The organism is Pseudomonas alloputida (assembly GCF_021283545.2).
Taxonomy (GTDB): Bacteria; Pseudomonadota; Gammaproteobacteria; order Pseudomonadales; family Pseudomonadaceae; genus Aquipseudomonas; species Aquipseudomonas alloputida.
Window position 1 is genome coordinate 5,492,501 of record NZ_CP128540.1, and the last position, 15,345, is coordinate 5,507,845.

Consider the following 15,345-nt stretch of genomic DNA (forward strand, 5'->3'; position numbering starts at 1 on the left):
CCCGGGATCAGGCCCCAGCAGGTTCATCGCCGCTTCATATAGCCACCACACCGGGAACAGGCAGCCTACGATGAAGATGGCCAAGCGAAACCAGGGGTAACGCATCAGTAGTTCTTCCGCAGATCGAGCCCGGTATACAGCGACGCCACTTCATCGGCATAGCCATTGAACATCTGTGTCTCCCGCACGTTGGGGCTGAACAACCCGCTGGGCAAACGACGTTCGCGCGCCTGGCTCCAGCGCGGGTGGTCGACTGTCGGGTTCACATTGGCATAGAAACCATATTCATCCGGCGCCAGCCCTTCCCAGGTAGTACCGGGCTGCTCCGCTACCAGGCTGATGCGCACAATCGACTTGATGCTCTTGAAGCCATACTTCCAAGGCACCACCAAACGCAACGGCGCACCGTTCTGGTTGGGCAGTTCCCGGCCGTACATACCCACCGCGAGAATTGCCAACGGGTGCATCGCCTCATCCAGGCGCAACCCTTCTCTATAAGGCCAGTCGATCAAGGCGAAGCCAGAACGTTGCCCCGGCATATGCTGCGGATCCTTCAGCGTTTCGAAACGCACATAACGCGCACTGGAAGTCGGCTCAACCTGCTTGAGCACCTGAGCCAAAGGGAACCCCAGCCACGGAATGACCATCGACCACGCCTCTACGCAGCGCAGCCGATAGATCCGCTCCTCAAGCTGATAGGGTTTGACGAAGTCCTCCAGTGCATAGCGTCCGGGCTTGCGCACCTCACCATCCACCACAATGGACCACGGTTCGGTCTTCAGGCTGTCGCCATTGGCCGCCGGGTCGCCCTTGTCGGGCCCGAACTCGTAGAAGTTGTTGTAGTGAGTGGCATCCTTGAACGGCGTGATCGCCTCGTCCTTCACCGTCACCGCCTGCCAGCGCGTGGCCGCGAGCTTGTCAGTGAACCAGGCCGGCGCGGCCCCAGCCTGCACATCGGCATAACGCGACATTTGCGCCGCGCCCACCCCGCCCGGCAATGCGCCTAGCGCCAAGCCAGCCAATGAGCCACCCAGCAGGGTACGACGGGAAAGGTAAATGCCTTCGGGGGTGATCTCCGACGCCTTGCACTCGGAAGACCTGGGAAGCTTGATAAGCATGAACGGCTCCATAGCACTGAGTAACGGATGTACCAGTAAGACTATGGAGCCGTGAGGTTATTCCAGCGTTAAGTGATTTTCACGCTTTGCGACGGCGCGCCTTCAGCAGGAACTGGATCGGCCCCGATGCTGCATAGGCAAGGAAGATCAACAGCAGGATACGCGGCGGGTCGCTGAACACGACGGCAAACACCAGCACCACCGCCAGGATCGCCACGAACGGGACGCGCCCCTTGAGGTCCAGCTCCTTGAAACTGTTGTACTTGATGTTGCTGACCATCAGCATGCCAGCAGCAGCCACCAGCAGCGCGACCAGGAACGACAGCTTGGAGCCCTGGATGCCGTAGTCGCTGAACGCCCATACGGTGCCTGCCACCACACCGGCGGCAGCCGGGCTGGCCAGGCCGATGAAGTAGCGCTTGTCGGCGGTACCGACCTGGGTATTGAAGCGCGCCAGGCGCAACGCGGCACCGGCCACATAGATGAAGGCAACCATCCAGCCGACCTTGCCCATGTCACCCAGCGCCCAGCCGAAGGCCAGCAAAGCCGGGGCCACGCCGAAGGCGACCATATCCGACAGCGAGTCATACTCGGCACCGAAGGCACTCTGGGTATTGGTCATGCGCGCAACGCGGCCGTCCAGGCCGTCGAGCACCATGGCCACGAAGATGGCGATAGCGGCAAAAGCGAAGTACTTGCTCGCCTCGCGCGGGTCGCCGGCACTCAGGGCGCTCTGTGCGCTCATCGAGCTGATGATGGAATAGAAACCGGCAAACAGGTTGGCGGTGGTAAACAGGTTGGGCAACAGGTAGATGCCGCGGTGGCGCACCTTGCGGCCTTCGGCGTCATGCCCTTCTTCAACGTGCTCATCGACAGGTAGCAGGCTTTCGGCGTCGGAGGGCTTGTTCGGCTCTTCGGGACGTTCGCTCATGGAGGGTACCTTGCAACAGGATGGAAAATGTTCGACACGGGCCCGCGAAACAGGTTCTGACAGCGAGCCACTGGTCTGCTTTATACCAGAAGCTGGATGCCAGAACGAAAAAACGCGGCCGAAGCCGCGTTTTTCATCTTTCGATAAGACTTAGTTCTTGGTCTTGTCGACGATTTTGTTAGCCGAGATCCACGGCATCATCGAGCGCAGCTGCTCGCCGATGATCTCGATGCCGTGAGCGGCGTTGTTGCGGCGCTTGGCGGTCATCGATGGGTAGTTGGTAGCACCTTCGGAGATGAACATCTTCGCGTACTCGCCGTCCTGGATGCGCTTCAGAGCATTGCGCATGGCCTTGCGGGATTCTTCGTTGATGACTTCCGGGCCAGTGACGTACTCACCGTATTCGGCGTTGTTGGAGATCGAGTAGTTCATGTTGGCGATGCCGCCTTCGTACATGAGGTCTACGATCAGCTTCAGCTCGTGCAGGCACTCGAAGTAGGCCATTTCCGGCGCGTAGCCAGCTTCGACCAGGGTTTCGAAACCGGCTTTGACCAGCTCGACGGTACCGCCACACAGAACAGCCTGCTCACCGAACAGGTCGGTTTCGGTTTCGTCCTTGAAGGTGGTTTCGATGATACCGGTACGGCCACCACCTACGCCCGAAGCATAGGACAGTGCGACGTTCTTGGCGTTGCCGGAAGCGTCCTGGTAGATAGCGATCAGGTCAGGGATGCCGCCGCCTTTGACGAACTCGGAGCGAACGGTGTGGCCCGGGGCTTTCGGCGCGATCATGATCACGTCGAGGTCGGCACGCGGAACAACCTGGTTGTAGTGGATCGAGAAGCCGTGAGAGAAGGCCAGGGTAGCGCCCTTCTTGATGTTCGGCTCGATTTCGTTCTTGTACAGAGCGCCCTGGAACTCGTCCGGGGTCAGGATCATGACCAGGTCAGCCGCAGCGACAGCGGTAGCAACGTCGGCAACTTTCAGGCCGTGGGCTTCAGCCTTGGCAACGGTAGCCGAACCTTTACGCAGACCGACGGTAACGTCTACACCGGAGTCTTTCAGGTTGCACGCCTGAGCGTGGCCCTGGGAGCCGTAACCGATGATGGCGACTTTCTTACCCTGGATGATGGAAAGGTCGCAGTCTTTATCGTAGAAAACTTTCATGAAAATACCCCTGGTTATATCTCGGCCCCTGCGGAGCCATCGCTAATTTTTTGGATTTAGATGCTGAGCACTTTGTCGCCACGGGCAATGCCGGTAACGCCGCTGCGCACGGTTTCCAGAATCGATGCAGTGCCGATCGCCTGGATGAAGCTGTCCAGTTTGTCGCTGGTACCGCTCAGCTGCACGGTGTACACGCTGGCGGTCACGTCGACGATCTGGCCACGGAAGATATCCGTGGTGCGCTTGATCTCGGCACGCTGGGCACCGGTGGCCTTGACCTTGACCAACATCAGTTCACGCTCGATGTGAGCGCTTTCCGACAGGTCGACAAGCTTGACCACTTCGACCAGCTTGTTCAGGTTCTTGGTGATCTGTTCGATCACTTCGTCATGGCCAACGGTGGTCAGCGTCAGACGCGACAGGGTCGGGTCTTCGGTTGGCGCTACAGTCAGGCTTTCAATGTTGTAGTTGCGCTGGGAGAACAGGCCGACCACGCGGGACAACGCACCTGGTTCGTTTTCCAGCAGCAGGGAAATGATGTGCCGCATATCAGGTACGCTCCGTCTTGCTCAGCCACATGTCACGCATCGAGCCATCCTTGATCTGCATCGGATAGACGTGCTCACTGCGGTCAACCGCGATGTCGATGAACACCAGACGGTCCTTCATCGCAAACGCTTCTTCCAGCTTCGGCTTGAGGTCCTTCAGGCTGGTGATGCGGATACCCACATGGCCATAGGCCTCAGCCAGCTTGATAAAGTCAGGCAGCGACTCGACGTACGAGTGCGAGTGACGACCGTTGTAGGCCATGTCCTGCCACTGGCGGACCATGCCCAACACGCCGTTGTTCAGGTTGACGATCTTCACCGGCAGGCCGTATTGCATGCAGGTGGACAGCTCCTGGATGTTCATCTGGATGCTGCCTTCGCCGGTCACACAGGCCACGTCCTGATCCGGGAAGTTGAGCTTGACGCCCATCGCCGCCGGGAAGCCGAAGCCCATGGTGCCCAGGCCACCGGAGTTGATCCAGCGGTTTGGCTTGTTGAAGCGGTAGTACTGCGCGGCAAACATCTGGTGCTGGCCCACGTCGGAAGTGACGAAGGCATCGCCATTGGTCACTTCGCACAGTGTCTCGATGACTTTCTGCGGTTTGATGACGTTGCCATCGCCCTTGTCGTAAGGGAACAACTCGCCATTGCCACGCCATTCGTCAATCTGCTTCCACCAGGCATCCAGCGCCGCCTTGTCAGGCTGCTCGCCGATTTCCTTGAGGATGCCGAGCATTTCGCTGAGCACGCTGTCGACCGGGCCGACGATTGGCACGTCGGCCTTGATCATCTTCGAGATCGACGCCGGGTCGATGTCGATGTGAATGATCTTGGCGTTCGGGCAGAACTTGGCCGGGCCGTTTACAACGCGGTCGTCGAAACGCGCACCGACGGCAAAGATGACATCGGCATGATGCATGGCCATGTTGGCGGTGTAGCTGCCATGCATGCCGAGCATGCCGAGGAACTGGCGGTCGGTACCCGGGAAGCCACCCAACCCCATCAGGGTATTGGTGACCGGCAGGTTCAGCGACTTGGCGATTTCAGTCAGGGCTTCGGAGCCACCGCCGAGGATCACACCGCCACCGGAGTAGACGACCGGGCGCTTGGCCGCCAGAAGCATCTCGGCAGCCTTGCGGATCTGGCCGGAGTGACCGCGGACCGCCGGGCTGTAGGAGCGCAGCTTGACCTTTTTCGGGTAGACGTATTCGAACTTCTCAGCCGGGTTGGTCATATCTTTTGGAATGTCGACCACGACTGGACCTGGACGACCGGATTGCGCCAGGTAGAAAGCTTTTTTCAGAACTTCAGGGATCTCGGTCGGATTCTTGATCATGAAGCTGTGCTTCACGATCGGCCGCGAGATACCAATCATGTCGGTTTCCTGGAAGGCATCGGTGCCCACCATGGTGCTAGGCACCTGGCCGGACAGGATGACCATCGGAATCGAGTCCATGTAGGCGGTGGCAATACCGGTAATGGCATTGGTCGCGCCAGGACCGGAGGTTACCAGCACCACACCGGCCTTGCCGGTGGCGCGAGCGTAGCCGTCCGCCATATGGGTGGCCGCCTGCTCGTGACGAACCAGGATGTGTTCCACTTCCGGTTCTTTGAACAGTGCGTCGTAAACATGCAGGAGAGCACCACCAGGGTACCCGTAGATGTGCTTAACGCCTTCGTCACGCAAGAAGCGGACGACCATCTCAGCGCCAGATAAAAGCTCCACGTTGTTCACCTCTAAAACGCCAGAATACCGCCCTCACTGGACGGGTCTTAATAGGTTTACTGCCAAGCAGAGCATGAGCGAACGTCAGCACTGACTGAGCAAGTATTGGGAGATCCCCAGAGTGTTGCGGGGGTTTCCCACCCAGCGCGAGGTAACGCGTTGCGGGGTGTAACAGGTCGGCGCGGGTGTGCACCTCATGATCTGCTTAGCGGGTCTGCTTCTGGCAGTCCCTCTACAGCGGAAGTTGGATTCTTGTGATTCGGCGCCAACAAGTCAAGAAAAATTATTGCCAATTTTTCCTCAAGATGAATTCCTGCCACCACTAAAAATCGCTTCAGCAGCAGAATTAAGAAGATTTCCAAAAAAAAGGGCCACAATCTGCGGCCCTTGACGGAAAAACTGAAGAAATCAGGCGGAAGGAGCGATCAATTGATCAAAAGCTGCCAACAGGCGGCGTAGCTCACGACTTTGCTCCGGCCGGTCGGTAAACACGGTTTCGGCCATGACAAGGATGCTCGATGCATTGGGCAGCGGGTGCCCCAGCTCGATGATGATCTTCATGCGGGGCAGGAAGATCCATTGCAGCCACTGCTCAAAACTGAGGGTATCCACGGCGAACGGCACCGTACTGGCCAGTGCCTCGTCGCTTGGCGGCTCGTCATCCCACCAACCTTGCACCTGCAGCTCGCGCTCGATCAAGAGCAGGTGGTCGGCAATATCCAGCACGCGTTGCTCGATCATCACGAATTGACCCGCGCCTTTTGCCGGGCCAGCGCAGCCCCAGCGCTGTCACCCTGCTTTTCACGGGCCTGGGCGATCGTGTTCCAAAGCTCTGCCTGCAGGCTTGGGCGGCCGTTGGCGTAAGTCAGGGCGCGGCGCGCCAACTGCTCGGCCTGCGCTGCATCACCTTGCGAAAGGCGCACCTGGGCCAGGCGATACAGCACCTGCGGCTCACGCGGAGCAATGCGCTGGGCACGTTCAAGGCTCGAAGCGGCACCGTTGAAGTCGCCGCTGCCCTGCTGCGTCTGCGCGGTGGTCAACAGTGCCAGCACAGGACCGTCCAGCTGCTCGTCGGCCGACAGGCCGCCGGCGGCGGCGCTGCGCGGAATACCGGTTGGCGCACTGGCGCTTTGCGGGGTGCTGTTCATCGCAGCGATGTCGAAGGGTTCGTCGGCAATCGGGTTGGGATTGGTGGTCATCGGCGCCGAACTGACAGGCCCTGTACTGATCGGCCCTGGCGTGATCGGCGAGGTACTGATCGGCGCGGCGCCATTGGACGCCGGGAACGTCTGGATGCCCGAAGCGCCTGCGCCCTGCGGGATCATCACGGTGACACCGGAATCCTCCGGCAGCGTCTGCGCCTGGGCGGTGCCGGCGTTATAGCCACCCGCCGAGCGGTTGGCCGTCACGCGTTCGCTGTTGGACACGCGGGTGCTCGAATCGACCACCGGAATATTGCCACGCGGGACGCTGGAGCACCCCTGGAGCACAGCCAACGCCGTCACGGCAGGAAACAGCCACTTGTTCACATCACACCTCATCAATGCAGCCTGTGCTTAATTCATCCAGCCTTTGACCCAGTCCATTACCGATTCTACTGGGTCCTGCTCGCCGCCACAGGCTGCGCCGGCCGGCGGTTCGCTCCCGCGAATATACGGCATCTGCACCGCTCCCGGACAGCTGGCATCAGACCCATGGCCACTGTAGGGGTCGATCCAGGCCTGCACCACGTTATCCGGTTGCGGCATGTCCAGCGGCAGCGGGTCGGCCTTCTTCATGAAGCTGGTCCACACCTGCAAGGCGCCGGTGGCGCCGGTAAACGGTGTCTTGCCGTTATCGTCACGCCCCATCCACACCACGGCCAGCAGATCCTGACTGAAGCCGGAGAACCAGCTGTCACGCGAGTCGTTACTGGTACCGGTCTTGCCCGCCAGGGTCAGCGAGCGTGGCAAGGTGTTGTACACCGAGCGCCCTGTACCTTCGCGCATTACGCGTTGCATGGCGTTCTGCACCAGGTAAATGGCACCTGGGTCGAAGGTTTGCTGGATCTGGAACGGGTAGCGCTTGAGCGGCTCGCCCTCGGCGGTGAGCACGCTGCGGATGCCGCGCATCGGCGTGTTGAAGCCACCGTTGGCGATGGTCTGGTACATGGTTGCCACCTGCATCGGCGACATGCCACCTGCCCCCAGCAACATGGCCGGGAATGCAGGCCAGTCGACATTCACGCCCAAGCGACCGATGGTCTTGATCACGTTCGGCACACCCACTTCCAGGCCGAGCTTGGCGGTCGACAGGTTGTAGGAGTTGGCCAGCCCCTGGTACAGGTAGATCGTGCCATGCGGGCGGCGGTCATAGTTTTGCGGGCGCCAGACTTGGCCGTCAGCGCCCTTGACCGAAAATGGCTCGTCCTGCACCCAACTGGTCAGGGTGTACTTGCTCGGCTGCTCCAGCGCAGTCAGGTATACCGACGGCTTGACCAACGAGCCGATCGGCCGCACAGCATCGATGGCCCGGTTGAAGCCGGCGAAGCCTGCCTGGCGGCTACCGATCAGCGCCTGTACTTCACCGGTCTCAGGGTTGGTCACGACCATCGCCGCTTCCACATCGTCTGCCCCCTTGCGGCCCGCCAGGCGCTTGAAGGTCTCGCTCATCGAGGTTTCGGCCTTCATCTGCAGGATAGGGTCGAAGCTGGTAAAGATGCGCAGGCCTTCTTCGGTCAAGTCCTCGTCGCGGTAATCCTGGCGCAACTGTCGCTTGACCAGGTCGAGGAAGGCTGGGAACGAGCTGTCGGCCAGGCTGCCACGCTTGGTCACGCCCAGCGGCATTTTCTTCGCCGCATCGACTTCTGCCTGGCTGGCCACGCCCTGCTCGGCCACCAGGTCGAGCACCAGGTTGCGGCGAGCCAGGGCCCGCTCGGGGTGACGCCGCGGGTTGTAGTAGGACGGGCCTTTGACCATGCCTACCAGCAGGGCGATCTGATGCAGTTTCAGCTCGGACAGCGGCTGGCTGAAGAAGAACTGGCTAGCCAGACCAAAGCCGTGCACCGCGCGCTGACCGTCCTGGCCGACGAACACCTCGTTGAGGTAGGCCTCAAGGATTTCGCGTTTGTCGTAGTGCAGTTCGAGCAGGACCGCCATCATCGCCTCGGTCAGCTTGCGGCTGAGGCTGCGCTCGCTGCTGAGGTAGAAGTTCTTCACCAACTGCTGGGTCAGGGTACTGCCACCCTGGCGCATCGAGCCGGACGACGTGTTGACCCACATGGCCCGGACGATGGACTTTGGCGACACGCCGAAGTGGCTGTAGAACTCGCGGTCCTCCGTTGCCACCAAGGTTTCGAGCAGATATTTGGGTACCTGATCGATCTTGATCAGGATGCGGTCTTCGAGATTTTTCGGGTAGATGCCGCCGATCATCAGCGGCTCCAGCCGCACCACGTCAAGCGCCTTGCCGTTGGCACCGGAAAGGCCCGCAACGTAATCGCCAGAGAAGCGCACGCGGACGAACTGCGCCGGTTCCATGCCCTCGTAGAACTGGAAGCCACGGGTATTGAGGTCGACGGTATTGCCGTTGACGGACGCAGCGCCCGGGCCGTTGGCCGCGCTTTCGCGACGGTAGCCGAGCGCATCGAGCTCGGTGAGGAAGTCGTTCTTGCTCAACTTCTGGCCGGTGAACAGCTCCAGCGGTCGGGCATACACTTTGGCCGGGATGGTCCAGCGCTTGCCGGAGAACTTTTCCTGGACGACGGCATCGAGGTAAACCGCGAAGCCGGCAACGATCACCAGGCCAACCAGGCTGAGCTTCAAAGCCCAGCCCAGCCAGGCGCGGGAGCGGCCGGTCGGGCGTTTCTGAGGGGTGCGGGGATTTCGGGTTCGGGTCATGGCGGCGGATTATACGCACTTTATAAAGGCTGGGCAGACGGCCCGGCGGTAGGCAGGGACGGCACCATTGACCATAATGGCGCATTCGAATTCCCTTGCCCCGGAAGGATTTGCCGTGAGCCAAGCTCTTATTACTGCGTTGCAGAACCCTGCCCTGTACCCTCACCCCGTGGAGGGGTTTCAGCTCATCGAGACGCATATCTCCTGGGTCCTGCTCACTGGCGAATACGCCTACAAGATCAAGAAACCGATGAATTTCGGCTTCCTGGACTTCACCGGACTGGACCAGCGCCAGCATTTCTGTAATGAAGAATTGCGCCTGAACCAACGCCTGACCGAAGGCCTGTACCTGGAAGTGTTGCCGATCACCGGTAGCGTCGACGCACCGCAGATCGGTGGCGAAGGTGAAGCCATCGAGTATGTGCTGAAGATGCGCCAGTTCCCCCAGGGCCAGATGCTCAACACCCTGCAGGCCAATGGCGAACTGAACGCCACGCACATCGACCAGATGGCCCGGCAGATTGCCGAGTTTCACCTGCAGGCCCCACGTGTGCCGATGGAGCACCCGCTGGGCACGCCAGAGAGCGTGATGGCCCCGGTGGAGCAGAACTTCGAGCAGATTCGCCCATTCCTCAGCGACAAAGCCGATCTGCAGCAACTCGACGCCCTGCAGGCCTGGGCCCGCAGCAGCTTCGAGCGCCTGCAAGGGCTGCTGGAAAAGCGCAAGGCCAATGGCTTCATCCGTGAGTGCCACGGTGACATCCACCTGGGCAACGCCACCTTGATCGATGGCAAGGTGGTGATCTTCGATTGCATCGAGTTCAACGAGCCTTTCCGACTGACCGACGTCTACGCCGACACCGCCTTCCTGGCCATGGACCTGGAAGACCGCGGCCTGAAGTGCCTGGCCCGGCGCTTCATCAGCCAGTACCTGGAACTGACGGGGGATTACGAAGGCCTGGAACTGCTCAACTTCTACAAAGCCTACCGCGCGCTCGTACGGGCCAAGGTCGCATTGTTCAGCATGCCGGCCGACGCTGATGGCGTTCAGCGTGCCACCACCCTGCGCACCTACCGCAACTACGCCAACCTGGCCGAAAGCTACAGCGCCATCCCGTCGCGCCTGCTGGCCATCACCCATGGCGTTTCGGCGGTGGGCAAAAGTCACGTGGCCATGCGCCTGGTCGAGGCCCTGGGTGCAGTGCGCGTGCGTTCGGACGTAGAGCGTAAGCGCCTGTTCGGCGAACAACCGCAGGCCGACGCCGGCCAGCTGAGTACCGGCATATACGACCAGGACGCCAGCGCAGCGACCTATCAGCGCCTGCACGAGGTAGCAGCGACCGTGCTGCGCGCCGGCTTCCCGGTGGTGCTGGACGCCACCTACCTCAAGCGTGAACAACGCCAGGCTGCAGCAGACGTTGCCAGCCAGACCGGCGTGCCGTTCCTCATCCTCGACTGTCACGCGCCAGAGGCGGTCATCGCCAGTTGGCTGGAGCAGCGCCAGGCCGAAAACAGCGACCCGTCGGATGCCACGCTGGAGGTGATCAAGGCTCAGCAGGCCAGCCGTGAGGCGCTGGATGCGCAGGAGCTGGTGCACAGCACCCGCGTCGATACCCAGGCTGCCGGCAGCATGGATCAGGTGATCGAGCAGATTCGCCAGCGGTTGCCTGGCCTGTAAGTTCGTCACCTTCCTGTGCCTGCCCGCCAATGGGCAGGCACAGGCCGCTCACCCTCCGATGGCAAAAAGCCGCATATTTCCCAACGCCCGCTACACTCCTCTCAGACCTGCTCGCGATTTATCCCCCCATTCCCGTTCAGCCATCGCAAGGAGGCTCGATGAACGATGAATTGCAGCATCTGAAGAACCTTGGCAAGACGTCTGCGCAGTGGCTGCATGCAGCCGGCATCCACAGTGCATCGGATTTGCGCCGCCTGGGCGCGGTGGGTGCGTACCAGGCCGTGAAGACACGAGGGTTCCGTGCATCGAAGGTGCTGTTGTATGCCATTGAAGGCGCCCTGCTGGACATGCACTGGAACGATTTACCGCTCGAACGCAAGGAAGCACTCAACCAACAATTGGACGCGAAAAACCCTACGCAAAAAAAACCCAAATAATCGGGGCAAAGGGATTGACGGCTAAATGAGAATTGTTATGATTATCGCAACTGGTCGCGAGACTGGTTGGATAAGCTAAGAGCCCCTGGTTCGGACTCTCAGATTATCTCCTCATCAGGCTAATCACGGTTATTGACCCGGCAATTTGCCGGGTCTTTTTTTGCCTGTGCCTTTTCAGGATCAGCGCCGCAGCTGCGCACAATAATCCTGCTCCGGCATCGCCGCCGTGTACCACACATAATCAGCCTCGCCAGGCTCGGTTCGCTCGCCCACCTCAGCCAGCAGCAATACCTTGCTCTCCCCCGTCGCCCCCAGGTCAGCCAGATGCAAGGGTATGCCCAGGTCCTTGCGCACATGGTAAGCCCCGGCAAACAGCAGTGCCGGTTGCGGTGCCGCCTGCAAGCGCTCGGCCATGCGCCGGTCGCGCTGCTGCTGAACGGCCAGCATCGCCGGTAACTGGTTTTCCGGCAGCATCCCGCAATGCCCGGCGCGCACCTGTTCCAGCAAGGCAGCCTTTACCGCGGGTGCATTGGACTTTTCGCCCGGCACCGGAGCCGGCTGTCGATAGGCCTGACGCATCTCGTCGGGCGAAAGGTTGGCGGCCAGCAACGTCACCCGATGCTGCAAGGCTTCGGTGACAATCGGCCCGTACAACTGCCAATCCCAGCCCTCCTGCCAGGCCAGTGCCTTGGGCAAGTCTTCCGGCAAAGGCTGCCCCACCAGCTTGTCCACCCGCGATTGCTGGCTGGGCTGCAGCATCTCCAGCAACAGGCTGCCCTGAGTGCGCTGGCCTTGAAGAGCGCGCAGCAGCCACAGTTGCAGCGCGTGATGGTCAGGGTTGTCATGCTTCTCGCCGACAAGCACTCGGGGCGCATCAGCCAGGCGCTGCACCAGCGTTTCAGGGCTTATGACCTGCTCATTGGACAGGTCGACAATCTTTCCCAGCTCGGCGTGCGTGCGACCTTCACTGCTCTGCCAGGCGGGCAACGGCGGCAGGCTGGCCTGACAGCCGCCTATTGCCAGTACCAGGCACAGCGAGAAACCGGACAGCAGCGGGTGTCGCATCGGCAGTTACTCCATGTCATCCACACTTTAAATGGCCTGCACCGGGGGCGGGCCGGTCGCAAGACAAGGTCGCTTCCACAAAGGCCGTGCACGGTTCGAGAATCAACGGGTGATGATCAGCGGATGCCCGCGCTCGGGGTGCGCCTGCACCAGTACGTCGATACCGTACACCGCCTTCAGGGCCGCTGGGGTCAGTGCCGCTTCGGGCGTGGCAAACGCATGGCAGCGCCCCTGCTCCAGCAACAGGATACGGTCACAGTAACGCGCCGCCAGGTTCAGGTCATGCAGGATCACCAACACTGCAGCACCGCAGTCGGCGAAACGGCGTACGGCTTCCAGGGTGGTGTGCTGATGCAGCGGGTCGAGCATCGAAGTCGGTTCGTCGAGCAGCAACGTGCTGCCCTCCTCGCCCGGCCATAGCTGCGCCAGCACGCGGGCCAGGTGCACCCGTTGCCGCTCGCCACCGGAAAGCGCCAGGTAACTGCGCGCCACCAGGTGCCAGGCATCTGCCGCCCGCAACGCTGCTTCGACAATTTCCGCATCGCGCCGCTGACCGGTGCCATGAGGCATGCGCCCCATGCCCACCACTTCCTCCACCCGAAACGAGAAACCCAAACTGGACACCTGTGGCAACACTGCCAGGCGCCTTGCCCGTTCCTGCCCGGCCCAATCGGCCAGGGGGCGGCCCTGCAGCGTTACCCGCCCGCGGTCGGGCGCCAGTTCACCGCACAGCACACTCAGCAGGCTGCTCTTGCCGGCACCGTTTGGGCCAAGCACACCCACGACCTGCCCCGGAGGCAACTGCAGGTGAATGTCGTGCAGCACCTCATTGCTGCCCCTGCACAGATACAGGCCCTCAACTTGCAACATCAGCCGCGCCCTCGCATCAGCAGGAACAGGAAGAACGGCGCACCGATGAAGGCCGTGACAATACCAATCGGCAGCTCGGCAGGCGCCAGCAGCAGCCGCGCCGCCAGGTCGGCGAACAACATCAGCACACCGCCGGCCAGCAGCGAGGCTGGCAGCACCACACGGTGATCGGGCCCGGCCAGCAGGCGAACCAAGTGCGGCACTACCAGGCCAATGAAGCCGATCAACCCGGCTGCTGCCACTGCCGCCCCCACCCCCAGCGCCGTGCAGAACACCAATTCACGCTTGAGCCGCTCCACGTCAACGCCCAGGTGGCGCGCCTCCGACTCACCCAGCAACAGGGCATTCAGCGCCTTGGCCCGGCGCGGCAGCCACACCGCTACGCCTGTCGCCACCAGCAATAATGGCCACAGCCGCTCATAGCTGGCGCCATTGAGGCTGCCAAGGTTCCAGAACGTCAGCGTGCGCAAGGTGGCGTCATCAGCCAGGTAAGAGAACAGCCCCACGGCCGCGCCCCCCAGCGCGGTCATGGCCACGCCAGCCAATAGCATCGTGGCGACGTTGGTCTGGCCATCGCGGCGCCCCAGGCGGTAGACCAGCGCAGTTACCCCAAGCCCGCCGACAAACGCGCAGAACGACAGCAGATAAGGCGCGAAAGCATCCGGCATGCCGCCAAACCAGGCGCCGCCGACAATGGCAACCGCTGCCCCCACTGCGGCGCCGGCGGCAACCCCTACCAGCCCGGGGTCGGCCAGCGGGTTGCGGAACAGCCCCTGCATGGCCACCCCGGACAGCGCCAGCACCGCGCCCACCGCCAACCCCAACAGGGTGCGCGGCAGGCGGATCTGACCAAGGATCATCTCGGCCTGCTGCAGGCCATCTTCGGAAACGGGCAGCCCCAACAGGCGCAGGCCAGCGCGCAGGGTATCGAACATTGGCAGGCTGACTGGCCCCAGCGCCAGTGACAGCCAGATCGCCAACAGGCACAGCAGGCTCAGGCTAATGAACAACGTACGTGGCGAGACCCGCCGTTTCATTGCGTGAAGCTGGCCTGAGCAGCCGGGTAGAAGGTGGCTGCCAGCGACTGCAAGGTCGCCGGTAGCCGAGGCCCGAGCCCGCCGACCAGCAGCGTCGGGTCCAGTGAGACCAGGCGTTTCTCACGCACGGCCCGCGAGGCAGCCAGCGCGGGGTTTTCTTTCAACAGCGCCTGCAAGGCCTGTTCATCGGCCAGCGCCCGGTCGGAAAACACGATCACATCCGGGTCAAGCGCCGCCAAGGCTTCGTTGGAGAAGTTCTTGTAGCCTGGGTGCGCGGCCAGGTTACGCCCACCCGCCTGGCTCAGCAGCCAGTCACCGGCAGTGCCTTGCCCGGCGATCAGCGGCTTGGCCCCGGCATGGCCGACCAGCAGCAACACCCCGGGAGCCTGCTGCCCGGCCTGGGCCAGCTTGACGTTGGCCTGCAACGCATCGAGCCGCTGGCGGTAGTCCGCAGCAAGCGCGGACGCTTGCTGCTCTGCACCGAGCAACTGCCCCAGGTGCCTGAGGTTTTCATCCACTGCCGGCAGCTCGGCCTTGCTGGAGAACAACTCGACCCGCACGCCGGCCTTGCGGATTTGCGCCAGTACCGGTGGCGGCCCCATTTCCTCGGTGCCCACCAGCACATCCGGGCGCAGGCTGAGGATGCCTTCGGCCGACAGTTGCCGCTGATAACCCACACTGGGCAAGGCTTTCAACGAGGCCGGGTGCTGACTGGTAGTGTCCACACCGACCAGGTGCGCTTCACCTCCCAATGCGGTTATCCACTCGCTCAAGGCGCCACCCGCGCTGACCCAGCGTTGCGGCAGCTCGGCTGCCAAGGCTTGGGTAGAGAGCACAAGGCTTGCACACAGAGCGAGAAAAGCAGCTGGACGGCGCATCATCGGGTTCCT

The 15,345-nt window shown here is 61.9% G+C and carries 15 protein-coding genes (1 of these 15 running past the window's edge); 2 read left to right on the plus strand and 13 right to left on the minus strand.

Going from position 1 to position 15,345, the window contains the following annotated elements; translation table 11 throughout:
• The 9 genes from msrQ to mrcB form a co-directional block, all read right to left on the minus strand.
• On the minus strand, positions 1-105 hold the beginning of the coding sequence (gene msrQ / locus LU682_RS25495; RefSeq protein WP_010955330.1) for a protein-methionine-sulfoxide reductase heme-binding subunit MsrQ. It extends 489 nt beyond the left edge of the window; 105 of the gene's 594 nt are visible here — the first part of the coding sequence; the start codon lies at positions 103-105; the stop codon falls past the left edge of the window.
• A complete protein-coding gene (msrP, locus tag LU682_RS25500) occupies positions 105-1,118 on the minus strand; it encodes a protein-methionine-sulfoxide reductase catalytic subunit MsrP (RefSeq protein WP_049586963.1) in 1,014 nt (337 codons plus the stop codon). The genes msrQ and msrP overlap by 1 nt, the downstream gene beginning before the upstream one ends.
• Before the next feature lie 79 nt (positions 1,119-1,197).
• A complete protein-coding gene (pssA, locus tag LU682_RS25505) occupies positions 1,198-2,049 on the minus strand; it encodes a CDP-diacylglycerol--serine O-phosphatidyltransferase (protein WP_003250045.1) in 852 nt (283 codons plus the stop codon).
• Between the two features lie 150 nt (positions 2,050-2,199).
• On the minus strand, positions 2,200-3,216 hold the full coding sequence (gene ilvC, locus LU682_RS25510) for a ketol-acid reductoisomerase (RefSeq protein ID WP_003250043.1): 1,017 nt from the start codon (positions 3,214-3,216) through the stop codon (positions 2,200-2,202).
• Positions 3,217-3,272: 56 nt separating this feature from the next.
• The gene (gene ilvN / locus LU682_RS25515) at positions 3,273-3,764 is read right to left on the minus strand and encodes an acetolactate synthase small subunit (protein ID WP_003250040.1); all 492 of its coding nucleotides are present in this window, start codon (positions 3,762-3,764) and stop codon (positions 3,273-3,275) included.
• Between the two features lies 1 nt (position 3,765).
• Positions 3,766-5,490, minus strand: coding sequence for an acetolactate synthase 3 large subunit (locus LU682_RS25520; RefSeq protein WP_010955332.1), 1,725 nt, complete (start codon positions 5,488-5,490; stop codon positions 3,766-3,768).
• A 408-nt stretch (positions 5,491-5,898) separates the two neighbouring features.
• Positions 5,899-6,231: a YqcC family protein gene (locus tag LU682_RS25525; RefSeq protein ID WP_003250034.1), complete on the minus strand. Its 333-nt coding sequence runs from the start codon at positions 6,229-6,231 to the stop codon at positions 5,899-5,901.
• Positions 6,231-7,031 carry a tetratricopeptide repeat protein gene (locus LU682_RS25530; protein ID WP_010955334.1) on the minus strand — a complete coding sequence of 267 codons (801 nt, stop codon included), beginning with the start codon at positions 7,029-7,031 and terminating at the stop codon, positions 6,231-6,233. The genes LU682_RS25525 and LU682_RS25530 overlap by 1 nt, the downstream gene beginning before the upstream one ends.
• Positions 7,032-7,046: 15 nt before the next feature.
• On the minus strand, positions 7,047-9,368 hold the full coding sequence (gene mrcB, locus LU682_RS25535) for a penicillin-binding protein 1B (protein ID WP_010955335.1): 2,322 nt from the start codon (positions 9,366-9,368) through the stop codon (positions 7,047-7,049).
• 115 nt (positions 9,369-9,483) lie between these two features.
• On the opposite strand from mrcB, the gene LU682_RS25540 reads away from it, so the two are divergent.
• Both LU682_RS25540 and LU682_RS25545 read left to right on the plus strand, forming a co-directional pair.
• Positions 9,484-11,046 (plus strand): bifunctional aminoglycoside phosphotransferase/ATP-binding protein, encoded by a 1,563-nt coding sequence (locus tag LU682_RS25540; protein ID WP_049586956.1) that lies wholly within the window; start codon positions 9,484-9,486, stop codon positions 11,044-11,046.
• Between the two features lie 158 nt (positions 11,047-11,204).
• A complete protein-coding gene (locus tag LU682_RS25545) occupies positions 11,205-11,483 on the plus strand; it encodes a TfoX/Sxy family protein (RefSeq protein ID WP_010955337.1) in 279 nt (92 codons plus the stop codon).
• Between the two features lie 180 nt (positions 11,484-11,663).
• Here LU682_RS25545 and LU682_RS25550 read toward each other — a convergent pair whose 3' ends face one another.
• The 4 genes from LU682_RS25550 to LU682_RS25565 form a co-directional block, all read right to left on the minus strand.
• Positions 11,664-12,548, minus strand: coding sequence for a ChaN family lipoprotein (locus LU682_RS25550; RefSeq protein WP_010955338.1), 885 nt, complete (start codon positions 12,546-12,548; stop codon positions 11,664-11,666).
• A 102-nt stretch (positions 12,549-12,650) separates the two neighbouring features.
• On the minus strand, positions 12,651-13,418 hold the full coding sequence (locus LU682_RS25555) for a heme ABC transporter ATP-binding protein (RefSeq protein WP_010955339.1): 768 nt from the start codon (positions 13,416-13,418) through the stop codon (positions 12,651-12,653).
• Entirely contained in the window at positions 13,418-14,401 is a 984-nt protein-coding gene (locus tag LU682_RS25560; RefSeq protein ID WP_162490572.1) for a FecCD family ABC transporter permease, read from the minus strand. The genes LU682_RS25555 and LU682_RS25560 overlap by 1 nt, the downstream gene beginning before the upstream one ends.
• Before the next feature lie 50 nt (positions 14,402-14,451).
• Complete coding sequence (locus LU682_RS25565; protein ID WP_010955341.1) at positions 14,452-15,336, minus strand: heme/hemin ABC transporter substrate-binding protein; 885 nt, start codon at positions 15,334-15,336, stop codon at positions 14,452-14,454.
• Positions 15,337-15,345: the final 9 nt, after the last annotated feature.